This window comes from Bacteroides faecichinchillae JCM 17102 (assembly GCF_000614145.1).
Classification (GTDB): Bacteria; Bacteroidota; Bacteroidia; order Bacteroidales; family Bacteroidaceae; genus Bacteroides; species Bacteroides faecichinchillae.
On record NZ_BAKK01000064.1, the window covers coordinates 1 to 17,683 of the forward strand.

The window sequence follows — 17,683 nt, forward strand, 5'->3', positions numbered from 1 at the left end:
TTTCTCTTTCACCAACCGCTTCGATGCAAAAGGTTTCCACTCCTCTTTGTCAAGCATAAAGGTAGGATCCAACACGTGAGTAGATGAAATCCCCATGCCTTTGAGCAACTCAACGGCAGACGCTTCACGAACAGAGATGGCTCTATATTGTGAAAGCTGCTCTTTCATGTACTTGGCATAATCTTCCGGAAGTTTGGTCATGCCTATGGAAGATGCAAATGCAATCTTCTTGCCCTCAATACCATCAAAGAAATAGTGTGTATCATTACCTTCATTATGCTTACAATTCCAAAGTTGGTCACTTCCTGACACATACACATCTGCTTTAGGACACTTCTCTTTAAAGTTGTCGCCCATATAGATAGGCTTTGAAACCTTACAATACCTGTTTAGATACCTATCAAAACCATGTCCGGTGACCAAAAGAATAGGATAGTATATCAAGCGCCACGGAAACTTTATTGGATTTGTAATCGCTTGCTTCCAATACCTCCTGTACGTGACGCGTGGTGGAACATAGTTCACACATGTAGGTTGGTAACCCATTTTCTTCAAAACCTCAGCAGTCGCAATTGCTTGAAGTTTTGACCCGAAGTTAAACCCTACGTGAACAGTTATGAATGAAGCAGTTCTCATTTCTTACTTTATACTAGATTTTTATTCTCACATGGTCAATATCCATGAAATTATAATCATTTTTATTTAAATACTCCAACACTTCATTAAAATCATCAAAACCGGAAACCACGAGTCGTCCATTGCTATATTTCTTTCTGCTTAATTTTGTTTTTATCCTGTATATAATACCATTGAAGTAACGGGAAGAATAGTTAAAACAAGATTTCAAGAGGAGTCTCATTTTATTGTTTGATAATTCAAACGCCATCTTCCTGTAATGAAAATAGTATAAAACGAAATACTCATAAAGTTTCTCAAAATTTATTTCTTCTATCAAATCCGATCTTCCCCATGCATTTAGTGCTTCAACAACAGATTCACACCAAATTGTAGGATTAGACCAAATTAAAGGAATTTTTTTACACCATATTTCTTTTATATTCTTAGGTAAATGGGGTAGCTTGGTAAAATCCGTTTGTGCATGATATTTAAGAAAATTTACTCCTCCACCTCCAGTTTTGGAATTACCTCCAATTACTATTGGAGCACTAATAACAACAAACTTTTCGATAACGAGACAAATACTTACTGCGTTTGCGATATCAGGTGAAGCACCTGGAAAGTATGTACCACATCTAACCCTGATTTTATCTAAACACTCTCTACTAACAACACCGCGATATAACAATGGTAAATTTCCCGTATTAATACATCCTTTATCAAATATATCTTTTAATACTTCACTTGTGTTTACAAACTTCACCTCTTCTGTAAAAGATTTGTAATGCAAATCTCCTTTACAACCAGGATATGCTTCTGGCCCCAAAAAAGTGATTCTTTCAGGAAAAACGCCTTCAAGTTTATTTTCCTTCATCCATTTCACACAGTCTACCAAATATTTTGTTACAGCATCATCATCACCTATACAACTTACATATTCTCCAGTAGAGTTTCGAATGCCAAAATCAAAATTTTCTCCAACAGTTAAAGATTCCCTTATATGGTAGTATTGAGGATTTAAAAATTCGTTATCGCTAAAAAATTCAAATATCTCACTATCGTCTTCTGTATTGTCTTGTATAACTAGTTCTAATTCTTCGTTGAAACCAAAACCATCAACTAACTTAATCATTTTTTTGTAGAAACTACTACACTACACTTATCAATGACTTTTTCTTGTTCATTTCTTTTTCCTTCTTAAATCGAAGCTGAAAGAAACAGAGAGCCAATTACAAACAAAAATAAGAAATGCCATTTCAATCGTTATTTTCCCAAATCTTATTGTTGTCCATGTCATTTACCAACCCAGCTTTCACACCTCGTAGATATTGCCAATAACTATTTCTGCGCTGTTTATTAAACAGATTGCGTATTAGTCCTAAGTAATTAACTAATAATGAACATATTACATATTTAATCACTAAAAATAATGACATATGTTTCTTTATGCAATACACATAGTTTCTTCCTATCATATATCTTGTATTTACTCTAACCGCTGGCTGAGGGTTTACAATGTGTTGATGCCAAGCTTTTGCTTTTGCTGTTACACCTTCTGCAAAACCTGCTCTCTTTGCACGATAAGACATATCACGTTCATCACAGTACATAAACAATACTTCATCTTGTAACCCTACTTTTTCGTAAAAAGATCTCTTTGACATACTCGCACCGCCTGGTACTACGTCAACTATCATATCAGGAAAATTATTTGAGTATTCCCGTCCTGAATACAAGAATTTGGTGTTGAACAGACCCATATTGACACCATAATCTTCAATTATCTCCGAATTTTTACGTAACATAGCTGGACCTACCATTCCTAATTTTTTATCAGAGTATAGATATTTATACAATTCAGAAATTGCTCCTTTTGCAAACCTTACATCGTTGCCGAATATCAAAATTGCATCTACATCTTTATCTTGTAAAGCATAACGAATGCCATCATTATAAGCTGCTGTGCAACCACCGTTGTTTTTACGTTCAATCAATACAGAGTCAGAGAAATTGTCTTTTACCTGTTGAAGATAGTCTGGTGAGGAACCGTTATCAACTACAATGTAAAGATCAATTTCACTTTTTACCTCATCATACCATTGTCGCCACTCCTTTATCTTATAACCATCGTTATAAGTCATTGTTACAGCTGCTATTTTACCTCTCTGTTTCATTGTTATTTATGTAATTTTACTTTAATAAGTTTCACAAAATCAATTTCCATATATCTCTTGGATGCAAAATTCAAGAAAAATAAAGAAAGGATGAACAAGGCAGTACCAAAACTAAACCTTATCCATAGATTAGAAAGAGTGGTAACACTAACCGCTAGAATTGAGATAAAAAACACAATCAACGCTATTATCCAAAATATTTTACCAAATGTTATTCTGTAAAAATAGTACACAGAAATTGTCATAATAACCATATGTACTATTGCCATCGCAAGGACAGTCATCCCCATACCAAGCAACCCAAAGTTCTTATAAAGAATCAAACTAATAATTACTTGTAATACACGAACAAAGACTGAGATACCCAAAAACAACTTTGTTTTGAACTTAGCAACAAGAATCATATCAACTTGATTAGATATTACAGTTATGAGTGTTCCGAACATCGCAATTTTCATAAAATCAACGATCGGGAGAAATTCTTCTGAATATAGTATTATCACAAAGTATGGCAACAGGATGAAGAATATCACAACAATAGGACAACAGAGAAGCAAACTGACTAATGACTGTCGGTTAAGTTCCTCCGCCAACTTCTTGTTATCATAATTGACCGCTGCAATACGTGGATAATAGTCTGTCATCAAAGCATTGACTATTACACCAAAATAGCTAGTAATAATAGTCATTCCCGCACTATAATAACCAACATCTTGTAAACCACCTTCGTCTCTCATAAATGCAGCAATGATAAAAGCTGTAAGCGATGCGAGTAAAGCTGTTATCATCAAAGCTCCTCCCATCTTCACCATAGGTAATGCTTTCTTAGCTACTTGCTTAATGGGTATCTGTACCTTATTATAATCTATTTTATTTACATAATATCTAGTCACAAAATAGATTGAAACCGATGTTATAATAAACGAAGGTACAATACCTTTCCCCCCCATGAAAAAGAACAATGGAATTCCAGTTATAAGACCGACCACCGATCCCCATACACTCGCTTTTGCTAAGTTTTTTAATTGTCGCATCCCTTTAAGAATGGCAAGTTGATTCTCGACAAAGATTTCAAAGAAAACTGCTATTGAAAGCAGAATAAAAGAAACAATATATGTATTATCACCAAATCCCCAGTTACTTAACCAAGAAGATAAAATTATTGTTATTGTCAAACCAAGAAAAGAGGTAAAGAAAACTACCTTCCTCGTAATACAGATAATTTGAGAGAACTTTATCCTATCTCCCGATCCGTTTGCTTCAGAAACATCTCTGACCGCACTCTGAGATATGCCAAGACCTGCTCCAGTCTTGATGAGCCCCATCGCATTTGACATAATTCCCATAATTCCCATCCCTTCAGCTCCAAGGAGAATGGCCACAATTTTGTTTTTGATTACTCCGACAAGAATACGGATAACCTGCACAAAGCCAAACAAAAAAGTAGACTTGAATATACCTGTATACGATGACGGTCTTTCGCTCATTTTATTCCATCCACCATCCACAAGGAATGGCTAAAAATCTGTTGTGAAATTCCATTATACCAGGAAATTGTCCTTGGTCACCAAAGACTGAATAGCAGCTATTTGGAAGGTGTACTCCAGAACAGCCAAAACCATTTGCCTTATACTGACGAAGCAGCTTACGTTTGTTATCCACGAGCATTCCATAGATCCAGAAGTTTGGTTCTACCTCATCACGAAGTAGAGAACAAAAAATTCCTTTCTCCTGCCAACGAACAGCATTTGACTTCTGCTTAACAAGCAATTCTGGCAGCGCTTCCATCTGAAGGCAACCAATGTAACTATTCACATCACTCATCGTTCCTGCAAATCCCCTCATATAAATATCACAGTTCGGAGAGATTTCACCATCAGCATCACGAAAGATATTGCGACGAATTCCCTGATCACGAACAATCAAGGCTTTATCATAAAGCTGTCTATCTTTAAAAATGATTGCACCCCCATCTATAGTATTTGGCAATCGCACTGTCTGAAACGAGAAGATTGAAATATCAGTTCCAAGATTACCTGCAACATGACCTTTATATTTGCTGCCAAATGCTTCCACACAATCGTCAAAGATAGGAATACCATGTTTCTTCCCTATTGCGTTTATCTCATCCACATACCCTATGTAACCACAGAAATGATTGTGAAAAATGAGCCTTGTTTTCTCTGTGATATGTTCCTCTACGCTTTTTGGACTGAGTGTTCCTGTTTTAGGATCAATATCTGCCCAAACTACATTTAGACCAAAAGCACGCAGTGGCATGGTTGAGTTTAAGCAACTCATTGGCGAAGCTATCACTTCGTCACCAGGTTCAAGGTCAATCGCTGTCACCGCAATTTGAATTGCTGTTGAAAAGTTACAAGTTGTCATCAGGTTTTCGACTCCGATGTAATCACGCAACTTTTGCTCAAACTCTTGTCCCCATTTGCCAAAAGCCAACTGTCCCGATTGGAGAATGTTTTCCATTTCGGGTAATTGCTTCGGCATATATGGTTTGAATAAAGGAATCATCAAATCTATCCTTATTTTTAAAAATTTAAAATCACTCCACCCCAACTGAGTCCAACACCGAAACCTGCACACATAACCTTCATACCTTTGTGAATTGTCCCGTTATCTCTACAATCACGTAGACCAATCATAACAGTAGAAGAAACAGTATTACCGGTAGTTTCAAGATTGACATAGTATTTGTCCTTCGGCAAAACACAAGCCTTACGAATAGTATTGAGCATAAACTTATTTGCTTGGTGAAAGATATAATAATCCACATCATCCTTCTCCATAGAATTCTTCAAGAGAACATCTTTCATCATAGCAGGAACTGCATCGAGAGTAAAATTGAAGATTGCACTTCCGTTCATGTAAAGATAGTCGTCATACCATGTACGACCTTCATCATCGGTTACAGACAGACCAGTCGTTTCCTTCTGACGAGCCCCTCCTGTCTTGACAATCAGATGTTTTGCACCACTTCCGTCTGTTCCAAGAGAAAACTCACCGATTTCAGCAAAACCTTCGGTAGAAACTAAGCAAGCTGCAGCTCCGTCACCGAAAATGCTTCGGTTACTCTTGTCCAACGGATGGAGATACTTATTATATGTCTCAGCTGTGAGAATCAACACGTTCTTGGTAATGCCAGCTACAATCAAACCTTTAGCAACTGCCATACCATAGATGCATCCTGAGCAACCGAGGTTATAATCAAAAGCTCCACATGAAGTAGGAATACCAAGTCTGTCTTGAAGAATACAAGCCGATGAAGGCAAGTAATAGTCTGGACTCTGTGTACAGAGTAACACAAAATCAATGTCTTTTGACAAAATTCCACTTTCTTCAAACAGTTTACGAGCAGCCTTCTCTGCCATATCGGTCGCAGTCTCGTCTTTAGCTGCAACGTGGCGAGAATTTACCCCAACTTTTACCGCAACTTTATCTACACTCCACTCGGGAAACTGCTGAACTAATTCCTCGTTGGTCAAGACCTTCTCAGGGAGATAATAACTTATATGTTTTATATACGCGTTCATAGGTTCAAAGTTTTAAAATACCTTCACCTCCACCACTGATATCTATTGCTGAACCAGTCATCCATGAGCTTGCATCACTCAGTAAGTAAATAGCAAGGTTAGAAATATCGTAAACATTACCGAATCTCTGCAAAGGATAGGCATGTTCAGCTTCGCGTAACACTTCTTCTTCAACACCATTTTGCAGAATCAGATCTGTCCACACCATACCAGGACAAATACAATTCACACGAATTAGTCGTGGAGCAAGTTCCAAAGCAAGGCACTTGGCATAAGAAAGAATAGCCCCCTTTGATGCACTGTAAAGTGCATTACCAATACTTGGAGCAGATGCAGCACGAGAAGCTATATAAATAATAGACGCAGATTTGTTTATTTTCTTTCCTATTAGCAACAATGACTGTAAAAGCACTGGAGCTTGAAAATTCGGCAGCATTACTTCTTCAATGTTTTCCTTGTTAATATGTTTACAAAGAACACGACTTCCAACCCCAGCACACTGTACTAAGCCATCGAGTCTTGGAAGCTCTTTAACGAGATGTTCCACCTCATTCTGATTAATCAAATCAGCTTTTATATAAGTGCCTCCTTTAGGCATTTCTGCCAAAGTCGCTTTCAAACGTTCCTCATTTCTGGCTGTAATTACTACTGTTGCACCCATTTTAGCACAAGAAATGGCAACTGACTTTCCTATGCCAGATGAAGCTCCAGTTACAAGAATTGTCTTTCCTTGCAGAGAGAATGGATTAAATATCTCAGACATTATTTATTATTGATGAGATTGAATACATCCTCAACTGTCACACATGCTTTAAGTTCAGCACCTGTGATTGATATACCATAACTTGTCTTCACCATAGCAAGAATTCCCATAGCTGTGAGTGAAGACCACTCATCCAAATCGTGGAACACTGTACCAGCTGTGATTTCAGAAGGATCAGTGTCATCAAACTGTTCTGCGAAATTCGTAACGAATTCATTAATTTCCATTTTAGTTGATTTTTTGAGCAGGAACGCCAAACATTCTACTGCCAGATTTAACATTTTTAAGAACTAAAGATGAAGCTCCAATAAACGAGTCTGAACCTATTTTCACTCGGTTCATAATAGCAGAATTCGGAGCTAACCAAACATTCGATTCAAGTATACTTGAACCAAACATTGTACAATTGGCTGTCAAAACGCAATTGTCGCCAACAATACAATTATGAGCAATATGAACATGATTATCTATCTTGACATAGTTTCCTATTTTCGTAAAGCCTTCAAATAGGCTTCTTGAAACAGTAGAATTATCGCCAATATAAACACCACTGCCAATAATAACTCGACCAATATGAGGGATTGCATGATTTCTCCCTTCATTATCCTTTATGAGTTGAAAGCCATTACCTCCTATGACACTGCAATTGCCAATAGTTACATTGTCACCAAGAATAGTTCCTGAACAAACAACTGAATTACAACCTATCTTTACATTGTCACCAACAATTACACCTTTTTCAATAACTGAGCCCGTCCCAATAATTGCATTCTTCAAGTCTATTTCAAAATCATATTGTGGAAAATACCTATTTTCATACAGGTTAATAAATGCTGTATAAAAAGTCCATTCTGGTGATTCGCTAACCAAGAAAGAAAAACGAGATCTTTCTTCATCAGAAAGCTGTCCCACCAATTCATTGGTTACAATGAGTGCCGTTACTTTTTCGTTGGTTAATGCAATCTTAAAATATTTATATGAAGTGCAATAAGACAATACAGAATTAGCTTCTATCTTCCGATTTGAAAGATTAAATCCATCAATATAAATATCATTACCAAGCATCGGACATGCAGTAATCTGACAAACTTCCGAAAGTCTTATATTAGTGGTGCGTGCTGATATCATATTATAATATACTACCAACCTTTCTTTATTGTTTCAACAATGTGATTACGGTCTTCTTCACTTATCCACCATCCGCAAGGAATATGTACAAAACTACTATACCATTCCTCCATGTTTGGAAGTTCACGACGTGACTCATTGAAGATACTGTGAGTATCACTGCGGTGATGAAGTGGTGAAGCCATAATGCCTGCTACTTCCATAGCCCTCATAAATTCCTTACGATTCTCCACCTTCATAGTATAAAGCCAGTATGAGGCTTCTGTATTCGGATTATAATCAACTATCTGACACCGTTAATACCAACAAGAGCCTTATCATAGAATTTACCATTCTCTATATACCTGCCAACAACTTCATTAATGTGTTTCATCTGAACGAGACCAATAGTGGCATTCACATTGTTCATCGCATATTTGAAACCAACCTCGGTGATGTCATTCTCTAGTCGTGAACGTGTTTTATCAAGACCGAACCAACGCAGTTTCAAAGCACGACCCATTTCTTCCTCATTCTTCAATGAGAGGAAACCACCATCAACTGTAGTCAAGTGCTTAATAGCTTGAAGCGAAAAAATAGTATAAGGAGAGTTACAACCAACCATCTTGCCATTGTACTTGCTCCCTAAAGCATGAGCAGCATCCTCGATAATAGGAATGTTGTACTCAGCAGATATCTTGTTGAACTCATCCATATCGCAAACCATACCTGCATAGTGTACAAGCATGATTACTTTTGTCCTTTCGGTAATGAGCGAACGAACGCTCTTCGGATCAAGCAAACCATTATTTGGATTAATGTCACCCCAAACCACCTTACCACCAACCATTGCAATACTTGTATTAGTTGGTTCGGCAGTCATTGGAGTAGAAATTACTTCATCGCCAGGCTTAACTCCAGCCAAAATCAGTGCTATGTGAAGTGCATCTGTCCCCGAATGGAGAGACAAAGACAAAGGATTACCGATATAGTTGCGAAACACATCCTCAAAATCATAAACGGCCTGTCCTGTTGCAATATATCCGCTATAGAGAACTTCTTCAATAGCAGGCATCATCTCGTTGGATGGTGCAATATAAGGTTTTACTAATGAAATCATTTATTTATCCTCTAAATATTTCTTTAATGCTTCCTGAACATAGTCGAGCTTTAAAAGTTTTTCCTTCATCTGTTCAACTGTGAGAAGGTTTGTGTTATCAGAATTATACTGTTCTACATCAACACGGTGACCGAACGTATCAACATACTTAGAATAATTCAGATCACGAAGGTCAGCAGGAACACGATAGAAATCCCCCATATCAATTGCCTTTGCCATTTCTTCACTGGTGCAAAGAGTCTCAAACATTTTCTCACCATGACGAGCACCGATAATCTGGATCTCATTGTCTACATGGAACAACTCCTTTAGCGCCTGAGCAAGAACTTCGATAGTTGCAGCAGGAGCTTTCTGAACAAACAAATCACCTGGCTCGGCATTCTCGAATGCGAAAAGAACAAGGTCAACAGCTTCATCAAGCGACATCATATAACGAGTCATTTCTGGTACTGTAATTGTCATCGGTAGCTTATTCTTAATCTGATGAACGAAAAGAGGAATAATTGAGCCACGAGAACACATCACATTGCCGTAACGGGTTGCACAAATGACAGTTCCAGCTTCCTTTGCACGAGGATCACGAGACTTAGAGATAGCAAGCTTCTCCATCAAAGCCTTAGTCATCCCCATTGTATTAATAGGATATGCCGCCTTGTCAGTTGAAAGCACTACAACACGTTTAACCTTATTACGAACAGCAGCTTCCAACACATTCTCAGAACCGAGAATGTTTGTACGGACAGCTTGCATTGGATAGAATTCACAGCTTGGAACCTGTTTCAATGCAGCTGCACTGAAAACGTAATCGACACCCGCCATAGCGTTATTGATGCTCTCAAAATCTCGAACATCACCGATAATAAAATTCACCTTGCTGTTTTGCAATTTGTGTCGCATTTGATCTTGTTTCTTCTCATCTCTACTGAAAATTCTGATTTCCTTCAAATCTGAATCAATGAATCTCTTAAGCACTGCATTACCGAATGAACCAGTACCACCAGTAATCAATAATATTCTGTCTTTAAATTCTAACATATTCCCTTTTGTTATTATTGTTATCTTCCTATCAAAAACTTTAGTTTATCTCTATTCAGTATTCTCTGCGAATTCTCCTCTGTATTGTCCACAAATCAATCACTTTGCTCGTAAACGTTTACTCTTTGAAGCTTTTTCTAGTAGATTTGTTATGCTTTCTTTATCACACAACATATCCAAATATTTATTAAACAATTATTTATTTATGACAGGAAAAATAACAGGTTTATTCTTCGCTGTGAAATTAATATAACTGTCTGTCAATAAATCCCTACTTGATTTGGTATCAATATAACAGTATGAAAACTCAATATCCCTTGCCCTAGAAGTTAGCGTTACAATATTTTCCCCCTTCTCCACTTTGTAACCTCCTGTCATATTACTAATCCACAATCCACTAAATCTTATTCCCATTGCATTATCTACAACTATTACATTATTATATCTGAACTTGGACGGAAGATTCTTAGTACAATTATACAACCGACAGTTCTCAAATGACATAGCTATACACTCTCCTGTTAATTTATAAACATAATAACACCCTTCTTCTCCACAAGACTGCAAGTTAGTTGTGTTCACATTGGAGAAGGAATAAGCATGGTATAGTTCTCCGTTTTCTGGTTTTTGAACATCAAAACCACAATTATCAACTGAACAGTTTAGTAAACTGCTGTATGCTGTGTTTTCAATTTTGAAACCTGATTGTCGGCAATTTACGGCTGAGCAATACTGAAAATTATGCCCTGGTCCTCTTCCATTATCATACGATGCATAAAAAGCATTTCCTCTGCACTGAGAAACTATACAATTGATATATTTTATAGAGTAGCCAAGTATATGAAACCCATCACTCTTACAATAAGCAACATACATATCCTTGAATATCAGATATGCCGTAGCCGAACTTCCTTCGATATTCTTCCCAGACCCAAATGTTTCTACACCGTATCTACCAAAGCATCAGTTCCGAATTTTTGAAACACTCCACCTCCATTTACAAAAACTCCTTCGACCGTATTGCACCGTTCAGATAGATATAAAACAGATTCCAATTCAACGAAAGTCTTAATCTGAGAATGATTATCCCTCATATTAGTTCCAACGAGAGACTTATACGCTGGCATAACGATTCCTCTTTTTGCACCATGGCATTCAGTATAGGAACGAATAGCATAAACATCACCCATAAGATATGTATCTCTAAAGTTGTTAATGCAGTTCTGTATAGCTGCTCTGTCATCGTGAACTCCATCCGCCTTAGCTCCAAACCATTCAGGGTATGCTTTTTCAACAGTCCAATTACCCGAAACTTTCAAGTCCTCATTGAAAATTTTAACTGGTGAAGCTTCAATCTTTGATTTGTTTCCTACCAATTCACCATTCTTAATAATTCCTCCTCTGAATATTAAATAACAGTTCTTTGCCAGTTTCATTTGCTTACCAACCAAATCTACAACATCAACGACTTCATATATCATGTCTGCTTTAATCACAGTTTTATTTGTCAAAACCTCGCAAAATGCAAGATTAGGACAACATAATCGAATAACTATAAACAGAAAGTATATAATAGAAAAACGACGGTTCATCATGTGGATAATTATTGTAAATGATCTGAAATGCTCATTACCTCAATGCATTCACAATTCTTTCGCAAGCCAGCCCATCACCATAAGGATTGGCAGCCTTACTCATCTTTTCATATGCAGTTGCATCGTCAAGAAGAGTGCTGACTTCCTTTACAATCTTGTTATAATCAGTACCAACCAAATGTACTGTGCCACTATGCAAAGCTTCAGGACGCTCGGTTGTTTCACGCATTACAAGAACTGGCTTGCCAAGCCCAGGTGCTTCTTCCTGAATACCACCTGAATCAGTAAGGACAATATTGGCTTTTTCCATAAGATAAACAAAACTCAGATACTCCAGTGGCTCAATGAAGAACATGTTACCGAGATTTGAGAGATCTTCACCAAATACTTCATGGATCGGTTGACGCACATTGGGATTAAGGTGCATTGGATATACAAAATCCACATCATGATATTTCTGCGTCAAGTCCTTGATGGCTGTACACATGTTGATGAAGCCATCACCAAAATTCTCACGACGGTGACCTGTGATAAGAACGAGTTTCTTGCCATTAGCTAATCTCTCTGTATCATACCCTGCCTTCACAAGAACGTCTTTCAATTCTTTATTAAGGTTCAAATCATTTTTGATTTTATATACAACCCAATAGAGAGCATCGATTACAGTGTTTCCTGTTACTGTAATCTTATCTTCATTTATATTTTCCTTGAGAAGATTTTCTTTTGAAAGAAGAGTCGGAGCAAAATTATATTCAGCAATACGACCTGTAATCTGACGATTCATTTCCTCGGGCCAAGGACTATAAAGATTATGGGTACGCAATCCTGCTTCAACATGACCTACAGGAATCTGTTGATAGAATGCAGCTAAAGCCGCAGCTGTTGAAGTCGTCGTATCGCCATGAACAAGAATTACATCTGGTTTACATTTCTTAAATACATCACGCATACCAATTAATACTCTTGTTGTTATATCATAAAGATCTTGCCCCTGCATCATTATATTCAAATCATAATCTGGCTTAATATCAAAAATATGAAGTACCTGATCAAGCATTTCTCTATGCTGTCCTGTGACACATACTATAGTTTCAAACTCTTTTTTATTTTTTTGAAATTCTTTTATAAGAGGTGCCATTTTAATTGCTTCAGGGCGTGTACCGAAGACAAGCATTATTTTTTTCATACATTTGTTCTTTATCAATATATATTTAATTAAGAGATCAATCTCTTTTGAAGATATCGCGTGTATACACCTTCTCTTGCACATCATCAAGACACGAATCATAGCGATTTGCTACGATAGCCTGACTCTGTGATTTAAAATCTTTCAGGTTATTAACCACCCTTGATCCAAAGAAAGTACTGCCATCTTCGAGGGTAGGCTCATAAATAATGACCGATGCGCCTTTGGCTTTAATGCGCTTCATGACACCTTGAATTGACGATTGTCGGAAATTGTCACTATTTGATTTCATTGTCAAACGATAAACGCCAACAACAACGTCCCTCTCTTTTGTTACATCGTAGGCACCTTCGGCATAACTGTAAGCCCCAGCAATCTGCAACACACGATCGGCAATAAAATCCTTACGGGTTCGGTTACTCTCGACAATGGCGGTCATCATGTTCTGTGGCACATCGGCATAGTTTGCCAGAAGCTGCTTTGTATCCTTGGGCAAGCAATAACCGCCATAACCGAATGAAGGATTATTATAATGAGTACCAATACGTGGGTCAAGGCCTACACCTTCAATAATAGCCTGTGAATCAAGGCCCTTCATCTCCGCATATGTATCTAACTCATTGAAGTACGATACACGAAGAGCGAGATAAGTATTTGCAAAAAGCTTTACTGCTTCAGCCTCTTTCAAACCCATGAAAAGAGTGGTAATATTCTGTTTGACTGCTCCTTTCTGAAGGAGTTCTGCGAATGTGCGTGCGTATTCTTCAGACTCAGAGTTACCAATGGTATTGATTGCGGCATTCTCTTCCGTAAACTCCGATCCATCAACAATCTTAGGATAGCCTACAATGATGCGACTTGGATAGAGGTTGTCATACAGTGCTTGACTCTCACGCAAAAATTCCGGGGAGAAAAGAAGGTTAAACTTCTTGCCATGGAGTTCCGGTTGGTTAAGAAATTGAGGTACATATTTCACATAAAGTGAACGCGTATATCCTACCGGAATTGTAGACTTAATCACCATCACCGCATCAGGATTTACACTGAGTACAAGGTCAATCACGTCTTCAATGTGATGTGTATCAAAGAAATTCTTCTGCGGGTCGTAGTTGGTAGGTGCAGCTATGACGATAAAATCAGCGTTACGATAAGCCGCCTTACCATCAAGAGTAGCACGCAGATTCAAATCTTTCTCCGCAAGGTACTTCTCGATATATTCATCCTGAATAGGTGACTTTTTTTGGTTGATAAGATCCACCTTCTCAGGAATGACATCTACGGCAACAACCTCATTGTGTTGAGCCAAAAGTGTGGCTATTGACAAACCCACATAACCGGTGCCCGCTACTGCTATTTTCATAATATTTTCCTTTTTGGTGGATTTATTTTTCAGACAATGATTCTCCTTTATCCAACACTTCAAACCTCGAATTCTTAGAGATAAACTCCGGGACAATCTTCTTCATCAGAGTGACAGTATCCATGATCCTGACATTTCGAGCCAGAGCCTCAAATTCAGAGTAAGAATCCAACACGTCATCATATTCATAACGACGGACTTTAGCGATCTTGATCTTCTTATTAGAAGTAGGAAGAGTATTCTCTTCAGTACTCAAAAGCTCTTCATAAAGTTTCTCTCCGGGACGAAGACCGGTAAACTCTATCTTAATGTCCTCATCCGGACGGTAACCGGCCAACTCAATCATACGGGTAGCCAGATCCACAATCCTGACAGGCTCACCCATCTCAAAGACAAAGATCTCATTCCCCTCTCCCATCATACCCGCCTCCATTACCAGACGACAAGCCTCAGGAATAGTCATAAAATAACGGATGATGTCAGGATGGGTTACAGTTACAGGACCGCCGTTCTCGATCTGCTCTTTAAAGCGGGGGATAACAGAACCGTTACTGCCCAAGACATTACCAAAACGGGTGGTGATAAATTTAGTATTACCTTTGACTTTTCTTTCTTTAATGGCTGTACCCAGACTCTGAACATAAATCTCAGCCAGACGCTTAGAGGCTCCCATCACATTCGTGGGATTGACAGCTTTATCCGTAGAGATCATGATCATCTTCTCCGCTTCATATTCCACCGCCATATCGGCTACCTGACGGGAACCGATCACATTCACGTAAACCGCCTCACAAGGGTTTTCCTCCATCAAAGGGACATGTTTATAAGCGGCAGCATGGAATACGATCTGGGGATGATAAAGTTCAAAGACCATACGGAGACGTTGGATAACACGAACATCACCAATAACCGGTACGAAGTCTATCCCGGGATATTTCTTCTCGAACTCCAAACGGACGTTATGAAGAGGACTCTCGGCGGAATCAAATAATATTAGTTTACGGACACCGATCTGGCAAGTTGCCGGCAAAGCTCACTGCCGATACTACCGGCAGCTCCGGTAACAAGAATGGTCTTATTACAATATTCCGCTGCGATCTCACTCATGTTGATCTTGATCTCCTCACGTCCCAGAAGGTCTTCAATACGGATGGGACGGACAAACTGATGGAAAAGACCATCGACGTCCGCCTCACTGATGGAAGGGGCGATCAGAGTCTTCACGCCAATGCTCTTACAATATTCAAGAAGACGGTTCTCTTCTTCTTTGATGGAATCGTAGCGGGCAAAAAGAACGCCTTGTATACGGTGTTTCTGAATTAACGTCTCAAAGTCGGACTTGTCTGAGAATGAATAAACCCGGGAATCGGCAAGAATCCTGCGGCTATGATCGGGACTGTAAATACAAAAACCGGATATCTTGTAATGAGAGCTGGTGCGAAGACGCGTCTTCAAGGCAACGCTCTTGTCATCCGTACCGTAGATAAGCACACGCATGTCGGTCTTACGGACCATACCGATCAGAGATTCGTATGTTACGATGACTATGACTCTAAAGCCGATCAAAGAGATCAGAGTGAACATACCGTCGGAGATGACGAATACCAGGTTCTGACTGCCGAATAAACGGTCTCCATGTAATATAAAAAACACATAGACGGCAAGACAGCAGGTCTTGAACAGGACGCTGCAGGTGATACGCCAAAGGTCCTTGATCTCCGAATAACGGATCGTGTTACGATAGGTGTTGAAAAGCAAGTCACCAATTATGCTTGACAATAAGGATACGGCAATTACCTGTAACAACTGGGAAACGTTCCAACCGAGACCCACAATGTAGTAAATGCCGACAAAAGCAAACAATGTACATAAAGCTGCAATCAACGTATCCACCCCAAGGATAAGCCAGCAATTAAAAAAATTACGGCTGGTGTATTGCAAAAACTTTTCCAATGATTTCTTCATGATCGTATTTTATATTCCCCTTTTTTTAACTTTTATACGACGTGTTATACAAATTCACGCTTCAGTTTGTCCCAGAACTCTTCCCCAAAGAGTTTCCAAACAATGACCGTAGCTACAGATAGAAAAACAAAAATGATTACATACATCTTTCTGCTTGTACCCGAAGGCTGTTGAGGGACAACGGCAGGTTCTACTACCGCAAATACGGGTTTCTCTTCCTGAACTTTCGCCCGGGCTACTTGTAATTGGTTGGCAACCTGGCTGTAAACCTGATAGGCAAGACTCATGTCGTTCTGCAAACGCTCCTGCTCAGCACGAACGCTCTGAAGAATCAGGTTGTCATGGGTATCAACATAATCGGCATACTTCTTCTGAGCTGCGTAATATTCCTCCTGGCGTTCCTTAAACAATCTCTCCAGATAAGCACAATCCTCCTTCGCTTTAAAAGTACGGTAGCCTATGATGTATTCCTGTAATTTATGAACTACGGAATCGGCTACGACGGCAGCAACTTTAGGATCCTGTAAAGTGACGGAAACATTGGTTATAGCAGTCTTCTTATCCATGACAGCCGTTATGTCCTTCTTTAGAGAAGTGATTTTCTTATCCTCCTCTTTTGTTAGTTCAAGGGTACCGGACTGGCTGTTTCTTAGACCAACAGATTCATCTTTATCTGAAAACAACGACCTTACCCCACTGATTGCCATGCCTGGAAGACCAATAATGTAACTCCACCAGGGAGAAGACTGGGTATCCAAATAAGCCCCCAAATCGATCTTTTCACTTTCCTCACCATCAACTGGTACATTCATGGACAAAAGCTCCAACAGAAAAGGAGTAGAAGAGACAATATCGGGGGAGAGAGAAGCATTCAAGGCATCAGAAACATCACCACTCATACTTACCCCCGCTCCTAGGAAGGAGGCGGCCATCGAAGCAAGGCCACCGTTACTTTTGGAATTACCCATTTCCGGAGATAAGGTTACCTCAACCGTATATTTCTTTGGAACACTCAAGGCAACAATAATACCAATGACTAAACCTATGCCGACAGCCTTGTATAAGGTTTTACGAATAGTAATGATTTTTCTTAAAATCTCCATCAGATCAATTTCCATCTCATCTTTCAAAGGAGGAACTAATTCTTGAGACTGATTCTTATCTATGTGTTGGTCAGACATAACAATCCTATTTCTTTATTAAATTAGCAAT

Annotated in this window: 17 protein-coding genes and 1 pseudogene; all 18 read right to left on the bottom strand. The window is 38.7% G+C overall.

Features of this window, described 5'->3' with window-relative positions; all coding sequences use genetic code 11:
• On the bottom strand, positions 1-636 hold a 636-nt coding region (locus JCM17102_RS25010), incomplete at its 3' end, for a polysaccharide pyruvyl transferase family protein (protein WP_033887124.1).
• A gap of 13 nt (positions 637-649) precedes the next feature.
• Positions 650-1,750: a glycosyltransferase gene (locus JCM17102_RS19215; RefSeq protein WP_025076341.1), complete on the bottom strand. Its 1,101-nt coding sequence runs from the start codon at positions 1,748-1,750 to the stop codon at positions 650-652.
• 124 nt (positions 1,751-1,874) lie between these two features.
• The gene (locus tag JCM17102_RS19220) at positions 1,875-2,792 is read right to left on the bottom strand and encodes a glycosyltransferase family 2 protein (protein WP_025076342.1); all 918 of its coding nucleotides are present in this window, start codon (positions 2,790-2,792) and stop codon (positions 1,875-1,877) included.
• Between the two features lie 2 nt (positions 2,793-2,794).
• On the bottom strand, positions 2,795-4,279 hold the full coding sequence (locus JCM17102_RS19225) for an oligosaccharide flippase family protein (protein WP_025076343.1): 1,485 nt from the start codon (positions 4,277-4,279) through the stop codon (positions 2,795-2,797).
• Between the two features lies 1 nt (position 4,280).
• Positions 4,281-5,321, bottom strand: coding sequence for a DegT/DnrJ/EryC1/StrS family aminotransferase (locus JCM17102_RS19230; RefSeq protein WP_025076344.1), 1,041 nt, complete (start codon positions 5,319-5,321; stop codon positions 4,281-4,283).
• A gap of 17 nt (positions 5,322-5,338) precedes the next feature.
• The gene (locus JCM17102_RS19235; protein WP_025076345.1) at positions 5,339-6,340 is read right to left on the bottom strand and encodes a 3-oxoacyl-ACP synthase III family protein; all 1,002 of its coding nucleotides are present in this window, start codon (positions 6,338-6,340) and stop codon (positions 5,339-5,341) included.
• 4 nt (positions 6,341-6,344) lie between these two features.
• Complete coding sequence (locus JCM17102_RS19240; protein WP_025076346.1) at positions 6,345-7,103, bottom strand: SDR family NAD(P)-dependent oxidoreductase; 759 nt, start codon at positions 7,101-7,103, stop codon at positions 6,345-6,347.
• On the bottom strand, positions 7,103-7,330 hold the full coding sequence (locus JCM17102_RS19245; RefSeq protein ID WP_025076347.1) for an acyl carrier protein: 228 nt from the start codon (positions 7,328-7,330) through the stop codon (positions 7,103-7,105). Before JCM17102_RS19245 ends, JCM17102_RS19240 begins: the two co-directional genes overlap by 1 nt.
• 1 nt (position 7,331) lies before the next feature.
• Positions 7,332-8,231: a UDP-3-O-(3-hydroxymyristoyl)glucosamine N-acyltransferase gene (locus tag JCM17102_RS19250; RefSeq protein WP_033887128.1), complete on the bottom strand. Its 900-nt coding sequence runs from the start codon at positions 8,229-8,231 to the stop codon at positions 7,332-7,334.
• Positions 8,232-8,242: 11 nt separating this feature from the next.
• Positions 8,243-8,470 (bottom strand): DegT/DnrJ/EryC1/StrS family aminotransferase, encoded by a 228-nt coding sequence (locus JCM17102_RS32010; RefSeq protein ID WP_275564440.1) that lies wholly within the window; start codon positions 8,468-8,470, stop codon positions 8,243-8,245.
• A 44-nt stretch (positions 8,471-8,514) separates the two neighbouring features.
• A complete protein-coding gene (locus tag JCM17102_RS28525) occupies positions 8,515-9,330 on the bottom strand; it encodes a DegT/DnrJ/EryC1/StrS family aminotransferase (RefSeq protein ID WP_275564441.1) in 816 nt (271 codons plus the stop codon).
• Entirely contained in the window at positions 9,331-10,365 is a 1,035-nt protein-coding gene (locus JCM17102_RS19260) for a polysaccharide biosynthesis protein (protein ID WP_025076349.1), read from the bottom strand. It lies immediately after the preceding gene.
• 195 nt (positions 10,366-10,560) lie between these two features.
• A complete protein-coding gene (locus JCM17102_RS19265; RefSeq protein ID WP_025076350.1) occupies positions 10,561-11,241 on the bottom strand; it encodes a hypothetical protein in 681 nt (226 codons plus the stop codon).
• A gap of 65 nt (positions 11,242-11,306) precedes the next feature.
• Positions 11,307-11,861 carry a hypothetical protein gene (locus JCM17102_RS19270; protein WP_159106363.1) on the bottom strand — a complete coding sequence of 185 codons (555 nt, stop codon included), beginning with the start codon at positions 11,859-11,861 and terminating at the stop codon, positions 11,307-11,309.
• A gap of 133 nt (positions 11,862-11,994) precedes the next feature.
• Positions 11,995-13,146 carry a non-hydrolyzing UDP-N-acetylglucosamine 2-epimerase gene (gene wecB, locus JCM17102_RS19275; RefSeq protein WP_025076352.1) on the bottom strand — a complete coding sequence of 384 codons (1,152 nt, stop codon included), beginning with the start codon at positions 13,144-13,146 and terminating at the stop codon, positions 11,995-11,997.
• A 37-nt stretch (positions 13,147-13,183) separates the two neighbouring features.
• Positions 13,184-14,506 (bottom strand): UDP binding domain-containing protein, encoded by a 1,323-nt coding sequence (locus JCM17102_RS19280; protein ID WP_025076353.1) that lies wholly within the window; start codon positions 14,504-14,506, stop codon positions 13,184-13,186.
• 22 nt (positions 14,507-14,528) lie between these two features.
• Positions 14,529-16,471: pseudogene (locus JCM17102_RS28530) on the bottom strand (polysaccharide biosynthesis protein).
• A 44-nt stretch (positions 16,472-16,515) separates the two neighbouring features.
• A complete protein-coding gene (locus JCM17102_RS19290) occupies positions 16,516-17,652 on the bottom strand; it encodes a chain-length determining protein (protein WP_025076354.1) in 1,137 nt (378 codons plus the stop codon).
• Positions 17,653-17,683 lie beyond the last annotated feature (31 nt).